The organism is Mesorhizobium sp. WSM4813, from assembly GCF_055811555.1.
The window spans coordinates 21,939-29,039 of sequence record NZ_JBVVQU010000039.1; the positions used below are offsets into that span (position 1 = coordinate 21,939).

Below are 7,101 nucleotides of genomic sequence, written 5' to 3' on the forward strand. Positions count from 1 at the left end.
CGGATCACTCTCTTCCGGACCCCAACGGCCCGGAAGTATCGTTGCCCGCCGATTAGAAGCGGGTCGATATGCCGAAGTTGAATTCCTGCACGTCGTCGGTGTCCTCCTTGAGGACGGGAATTGCATAGTCGATGCGGATCGGGCCAAAGGGCGACGCCCACATCAGACCGACGCCGACAGAGGCGCGCCACTGCATGTCGACCGTCGACTGATCGACCAGTGCAGAATCGATCTTGCTGCCATAGAGCGTCGCCGCATCGGCGAAGACCGCGCCGCGCAGGCCGAAGCTTTCCGGAATGACCGGCATTGGGAACTGGGCTTCCGCAGAGGCATTGAAATAGGTGGTGCCACCGAGATGATCGTCGCTGGGCGCTGGGGCGGCCGGACCGATGCCGCCATAGGCGAAGCCGCGGATCATGCGGTCGCTGCTCTGGAAATGATCGAAGATGCGCAGGTCGTCGTTGCCGAAGCCCTGGATATGGCCAGCCCCACCCGAAACCACCCCCACCAGATCAAGCTGCTCCGACAATGTCTGGTAGACGCTGCCACGCGCGGTTACCTTGACGAATTTGGCGTCGCCGCCGAGGCCGGCCACTTCCGTGACGACATTGGCGAAGATGCCTTCATGCGGGTTCTTCATGTCGTCGATGGTGTTATAGACCAGACCGAGGCTGACCGACGACTTGAGCCACGGGCTTTCCGCAATGCCGTTTAGGACAGCCTGAGAGATGTCGCAGCCAGCCAGTGGATCGCAGTCATCGTCGAGCTTATACTTCTCCTGCGAGATGTTGTACGCCAGCTGCGTCGAGATGTCGTCGGTGATCGGCAGGCCGAAGCGCACTGTCGCGCCAAGCGTCTCGCTCTTATAGTCGTCGTATTCCCTGGTTCGGTTGAAGATATCGAAACCGGCAGCGATACGCCGCCCGAGGAAATAGGGCTCGGTGAAGGAGAAGCTGTAGTCGCGCGAATTCTTGCCGCCGCCGGCCGATAGCTTGATGAACTGGCCGCGTCCGAGGAAGTTGCGCTCGGTGATCGATCCTTCGACGGATGGGCCTGACGTGTCGCCGCCTGTCGAATAGCCGGCGCCGACCGAGAACTCGCCGGTCGATTTCTCGACCACGTCGACCACCAGCACCACCTGGTCTGGCTCAGAGCCGGGTACGGTGGAAACCTCGACTTTTTCAAAATAATCGAGCGCTTCCAGCCGCTTCTTAGCGCGCTGGATGAGAACCTGGTTGAAGGCATCGCCCTCGCTCACGTCGAATTCGCGGCGAATGACATAGTCGCGTGTCCGGTCGTTGCCGCGTATCTCGATGCGCTCGACATAGGCCTTGGTGCCCTGGTCGATCGTATAAACCACTGAAATGGTGTGGTTCTCGAAATTGCGATCGCCGCGCGGCGTCACCTGGGCGAAGGGATAGCCGGAACCGGCGACCCTCTCGGTCAACGCAATGATGGTGTCTTCGACGTTCTCAGCGTTGTAGACGTCGCCCTTGTGGGTTTCGACCACCGACTGCAGCGATGCAGCGTCAACCTCGGGAATCGTGCTCTCGACGCTGACGTCGCCGAATGTGTAGCGATCGCCCTCCTGCACGGTGATCGTCACCGTGTACTTATTGGTGGTCTCGTCGAGTTCGCCGACCGCGGAAATCACCTGGAAGTCGGCATAGCCGTGATTGTAATAGAAACGGCGCAGCAGCTCCTCGTCGGCGCGCAGCTTATCTTCGTCATAGACGTCGTCGCGCAGCACGAACGAAAGGATGGACGAGCGCTTGGTGGAGATGACGTCGGACAGGCGACGGCTCGAGTAGGCGCTGTTGCCGACGAAATTGATGGCGGCGATCTGCGTGCGGCCGCCTTCATTGATGTTGAAGACCACGTTCACGCGGTTGTCGCCGAGATCCATGATCTGGGTGGTCACGGCGGCGTCGTCGCGGCCGATACGCCTGTAGGCGGCCTTAACCGCCTCGACATCGGCATCGAGCGCCTGCTGCGAGAACGTTCCACGCGGCTTCAACTGGACCGAGGCCGCAAGGGCGTTGTCCTTGAGCTTCTTGTTGCCCTGGAACAGCACCTGGTTCACGACCTGATATTCGGAAACCTTGATGACCAGCGACGAACCAACCTGGTTGATCTGGACGTCCGAGAACAACCCGGTGCCGAACAGCGCCTTGACCGCATCGTCGATATCGGAGCTGGAAAAGGCCTTGCCGGGCTTGATCGTGACGTAGTTGCGGATCGTGTCGGCGTCGACACGCTGATTGCCGCTGACTTCAATTCTTGAAACAACAGCGGCCTCGGCCGCCGATGTGGCAACGAACTGCACTGCGAGCGCACCTGGTACGACCAGGGCGGCGGACAGGGCCACCGCGGACGCGGCGCTCAGAAACTTGGATGCTGCCTTCATCGGGCTTTTGTACCTTTTCTCGAAGTCCCCACGGCGAGAAAACCGGACGTGCGGTAATTTCCCCTACCGTATTAACCGGATTTTCCCTACACGCAAGGCTCCTGGTTAATTTGTATTTACTTAACCCTGTTGCGTGGCTTTCGCGTCACGCATATCCCAATGCATGGTAAACGGCGTCTCAACATTGGCTGTGCCGAAGCCAAATTTCTTCATGATTTCAGCACCCAAACAGGTCGTTCCAGAAAACGAACCCCATGAAGCCCAAGACGAGAAGCAGGCCGGCCCTGTAACCCATCTCCATCATCCGTTCCGACACCGGTCGCCGAATGACGGCCTCCACGCCGTAGAACAGGAGATGCCCGCCGTCGAGGGGGGGAATCGGCAAAAGGTTGAGAATACCGATCCCGACCGACAACAGCGCAACAAGTTGCACAAGCCAGTCGAAGCCCAGTTTTGCCGCCTGCCCCGACATCTTTGCGATCTTGATTGGGCCGCCCAACTGGCATTTGTCTTCGCGACCGACGACGAAACGCTGCAGGAACTGGCCGGTACCCTGGATGATGTGACCGGTTTCCTCGACCGCGGCAGCCAGTGCGCCAGCCGGGCTGTAGGTGATCAGGCGGGGTTGGCCGAATTCCTGGTTGTTGACGACGCCGATCACGGCCACCTTGACCTTGTTGCCCAGCGCGTCTTCCTGTTCCATCAACTGCGGCGTCGCCGTAACGGTGATCTCCTTGCCGTCGCGCAGCATGACAAACGTGATCGCGTCGCCGCCGCGGCCCGAAACCCGGCGCTGGACGTCGGCGAAGGTCTGGACCTTGCTGCCGTCGACGCTGACGAATCGGTCACCGGGCAGGATGCCGGCCTGTGCCGCCGGACTGCCGGCGGTAACTTCAGCCACCATCGGCTCCATCACAGGGCGGCCATAGGCGGTAAACAGCACGGCGAAGACGGCGATCGTCAGCAGGAAATTGAACAGCGGACCGGCTACCACAGTCGCCGCGCGCTTCCAGACCGGCTGCGTGTGAAACGCAATCTTACGCTCGGCATCGGTCAGCGTTTCGATCTCCTCCGAGTTGGGTTGGCTCGAGGTGGCGTTCATGTCGCCGACGAATTTGACATAGCCGCCGAGCGGTATGGCGCAGAGTTTCCAGCGCGTACCATGGCCGTCATTGAAGCCGAAGAGTTCCGGGCCGAAGCCGATCGAAAAGACTTTCACGCCGATGCCGCACCAGCGGCCGACGAGATAATGTCCCATCTCGTGGACGAACACGACTACGGTCAGCACGAACAGGAACGGCACCAGCGTGCCGAGGACAAAGCCTTCCGTGCTGAAAACCGCGTGAAGAATCTCGTTCAACTCATGTCCTCAAAATTCGTCCGCGGCACGGTCGTACCGCGACTGTGGCATCAATGCCGGCGAATCCATGGCGCATCCCGCGCAGGTCAAGAAACCAGGCCAGGAATCAGTGCCGATCAAGCTGGAAACAGCCCCTGTGCCGGATGGTCGGCGGTCGCCGAAATCCAGCCGATGACGTACAGGGCGAGAGCCGCCGCGACAAGACCATCGACCCGGTCCATGACGCCGCCATGGCCCGGTATCAGCGTGCCCGAGTCCTTGCGGTTGTGGCGGCGCTTCACCCACGATTCGAAAAGGTCGCCGGCCTGAGAGACGAGCGAAAGCACGAGCGCGACGACGCCGAGCACTGCGAGATTGCCGGCTCCGGCCGCGGCGGCCAGAAGCAGCCCGGCAACCACGCCGCCGACGGCACCGCCGAGTGCCCCGCTCTGCGTCTTGCCTGGCGAGATCGACGGCGCCAGCTTCGGACCGCCGACGGCGCGGCCGACGAAATAGGCTGCTATGTCGGTCGCCCAAACCACGGCGAACAGGAACAGAATGGCGACGAGGCCGGGATGGTCGCCGTCACGCAAAAGAGCAAGTGACAGGCCGGAAATGGCGGCATAGGCAAGGCCGGACGCGTCCCACTGTCCCGTTTGATGCATCGAAGTCTGGCCCATCGAAGCCACGACCGCGGTGACAACGACCATCACTGCCACAAGTAGCAGCAGCCAGTACGCCGGCAGGCCAGCGACCAAACCGCCGACGAAAATCAGAAGCAGCGCTTCCGGCAGCAAACCAAGACCCGTGGCGGCGACCGGGCGGCACATTCGCGTCCATTCGTAAAAGATCAGGATCGTCATGGCGGCGCAAAGCAACCGGAAAGGCAGTCCGCCGAGCCAAGTCAGGCCGAGTGTGACGACCGCAAGCACGACGGCAGAAATAACGCGAAGCTGGAGGTTGCTCATCCCTTGGCCGTCACGGCGACGTCTTGAGCGCCCAGGCCGCCGAAACGGCGCTCGCGACTGGCAAAGTCGCGCAATGCGTCGGCCAAATGCTCGCGGCTGAAATCGGGCCAGTAGCAAGGCAGGAAGACAAGCTCGCTATAGGCCGCTTGCCACAGAAGGAAATTCGACAGCCTGAGCTCGCCGCTGGTGCGGATGACCAGTTCCGGATCCGGAATACCCTGGGTGTCGAGAGAGCCGGCAAAGGATTCGGCCGTGATCGCCCCGCTGTCGAGCTCGCCGCGCGCCACCGCCGAGGCAAGCTTGCGCGCCGTGCGCACGATCTCGTCGCGTCCGCCATAGTTGAAGGCGATAACCAAGGTCAGCGCGTCATTGCGTGCGGTGAGCGTTTCGGCCTCTTCAAGCAGGGTCCTGATGTCAGGTTGCAGCCCTGCCCGGTCGCCGATGATCCTGACCCGCACGCCGTTTTGGTGAAGCTCGGCGAGATCGCGGCGGATGAAGATTTTCAACAGGCCCATCAGGTCGCTGACTTCGGACTTCGGCCGTGACCAATTTTCCGACGAGAAGGCATAGACGGTCAGGAAGGAGATGCCGAGGCCAGGAGCGGCGCGCACCGTGTTGCGCAGCGCCTCGACGCCGGCACGATGCCCAGCAAGCCGCGGCAAGCCACGCGCCTTGGCCCAGCGTCCGTTTCCGTCCATGATGATCGCGACATGCGCGGGGCTTGTCATAGTCTCGCTTTCGGGTCGGTCACCTACCCTTATACCTGCATGATTTCAGCTTCCTTATCGGAAAGCAGATGGTCGATTGTGCCGATCATCTCGTCCGTGAGCTTTTGGACCTGGTCGGACCGCTTGCGATGATCGTCCTCGCTGATATCGCCGTCCTTTTCCGCTTTTTTGAGAAACTCCATGCCGTCCCGGCGCACGTGGCGCACGGCGATGCGCGCATTCTCGGCATAGCCATGCGAGATCTTAACCAACTCCTTGCGGCGCTGTTCATTAAGTTCGGGCAGCGGAATTCTGAGGTTGGTGCCGTCGACGATCGGATTGAAGCCGAGATTGGATTCACGGATGGCGCGATCGACCGCACCGACCATCGACTTGTCCCAGACCGAAACCGAGATCATGCGCGGCTCCGGCACCGACACGTTTGCCACCTGGTTGATCGGCATGGTGGTGCCGTAGGCCTGCACCTGGATCGCGTCGAGCAGGTTGCTCGAAGCGCGGCCGGTCCGCAGCGAAGCCAGATCGTGCTTGAACGCAGCGATCGCCCCGTCCATGCGCCGTTTGAGATCATCGTATTCGCCACTCATCATCGTCTCCTCGACCCGTTAGCCCGGGTTCACTGTTCAGGGGTAACCCGTATTCAAGCCTCAATCCGAAAACCGGTTCCCGCTTTTCGCCTAGGGGAAACCTTCGGTTCGGGATCGGGCTCCCGATCAGTCGTCCGTGACGACCGTGCAACGGCCGCCGCCCCTCAGAATATCACCGAAACCACCCTTCTCGTGGATCGAATAGACGATTATCGGAATGTTGTTTTCCCGCGCAAGTGCAATCGCGGCCGTATCCATGATCGAAAGACCACGTTTTATGACTTCGCCATGGCTGATGCGCTCGAAGCGTGTCGCATTCGGGTCCTTCTTGGGATCGGCAGAATAGACGCCGTCGACCTGAGTGCCCTTGAAGAGCGCGTCAGCGCCGATTTCCGCCGCGCGCAGCGCCGCGGCCGAATCGGTGGTGAAGAACGGATTGCCGGTGCCGCCGGCGAAGATGACGACCTTGCCCTGGTTCATGTAGGCGGTCGCCTGGCGCTGCGAAAAGCTCTCGCAAAGCTCAGGCATGGCGATTGCCGACAGCACCACCGCGTCGACGCCGATCTTGTTCAGCGAAGTGCGCAGCGCCAGCGAGTTGATGACGGTGGCGAGCATGCCCATGTGGTCACCGGTGACCCGGTCACCTCCCTTGGAAGCAACGGCCACGCCACGAAAGATGTTGCCGCCGCCGATGACGACACCGACTTCGATGCCCAGGGCGCGGGCCTCGGCGATGTCGGCGGCGATGCGATCGACTACCGACACGTCGATGCCGAAATGCTGCTCGCCCATCAACGCTTCGCCCGACGCTTTCAGCAAGACACGTCGGTAGAGAGGCTTCACCGTCATCTGGTCCTCATTATCATGCGTGTGACGCGCCTCGGCTGCCGCCGCGCAGGCGCTGCCCCGAAACATTGGGTTCCGATACACGAAGGGGGCCCCCCGGGGCAGCCGCGCCCCCCCCCCCAAAAAAAAAAAAAAAAATATTTTTAAAACCCCCAAAACCAAAAAAAAAAAAAAAAACGGCAGAACAGAAAAAGGGCAGAGAACAAAAACCCCAAAAAAAAAAAGAAAT

The 7,101-nt window shown here is 60.9% G+C and carries 6 protein-coding genes; all 6 read right to left on the bottom strand.

What is annotated here, in order from left to right:
* Positions 1-52 precede the first annotated feature (52 nt).
* The 6 genes from bamA to pyrH all read right to left on the bottom strand — a co-directional run bounded on the left by bamA (position 53) and on the right by pyrH (position 6,875).
* The gene (gene bamA, locus AC0L25_RS21590) at positions 53-2,407 is read right to left on the bottom strand and encodes an outer membrane protein assembly factor BamA (RefSeq protein WP_473597371.1); all 2,355 of its coding nucleotides are present in this window, start codon (positions 2,405-2,407) and stop codon (positions 53-55) included.
* A 217-nt stretch (positions 2,408-2,624) separates the two neighbouring features.
* On the bottom strand, positions 2,625-3,767 hold the full coding sequence (gene rseP / locus AC0L25_RS21595; RefSeq protein WP_473597372.1) for an RIP metalloprotease RseP: 1,143 nt from the start codon (positions 3,765-3,767) through the stop codon (positions 2,625-2,627).
* Positions 3,768-3,883: 116 nt separating this feature from the next.
* The gene (locus AC0L25_RS21600; protein ID WP_473597373.1) at positions 3,884-4,714 is read right to left on the bottom strand and encodes a phosphatidate cytidylyltransferase; all 831 of its coding nucleotides are present in this window, start codon (positions 4,712-4,714) and stop codon (positions 3,884-3,886) included.
* Positions 4,711-5,475, bottom strand: coding sequence for an isoprenyl transferase (locus AC0L25_RS21605; RefSeq protein WP_473597404.1), 765 nt, complete (start codon positions 5,473-5,475; stop codon positions 4,711-4,713). Before AC0L25_RS21605 ends, AC0L25_RS21600 begins: the two co-directional genes overlap by 4 nt.
* Positions 5,472-6,026, bottom strand: coding sequence for a ribosome recycling factor (frr, locus tag AC0L25_RS21610; RefSeq protein WP_077384157.1), 555 nt, complete (start codon positions 6,024-6,026; stop codon positions 5,472-5,474). Before frr ends, AC0L25_RS21605 begins: the two co-directional genes overlap by 4 nt.
* A 126-nt stretch (positions 6,027-6,152) precedes the next feature.
* Positions 6,153-6,875, bottom strand: a complete 723-nt coding sequence (gene pyrH / locus AC0L25_RS21615; protein ID WP_095492866.1) for a UMP kinase — start codon at positions 6,873-6,875, stop codon at positions 6,153-6,155.
* Positions 6,876-7,101: the final 226 nt, after the last annotated feature.

Coding starts and splice junctions, on each gene's coding strand:
- AC0L25_RS21600 (WP_473597373.1), bottom strand. CDS start 4,714: ATGAGCAACCTCCAGCTTCGCGTTATTTCTGCCGTCGTGCTTGCGGTC.
- bamA (WP_473597371.1), bottom strand. CDS start 2,407: ATGAAGGCAGCATCCAAGTTTCTGAGCGCCGCGTCCGCGGTGGCCCTG.
- frr (WP_077384157.1), bottom strand. CDS start 6,026: ATGAGTGGCGAATACGATGATCTCAAACGGCGCATGGACGGGGCGATC.
- pyrH (WP_095492866.1), bottom strand. CDS start 6,875: ATGACGGTGAAGCCTCTCTACCGACGTGTCTTGCTGAAAGCGTCGGGC.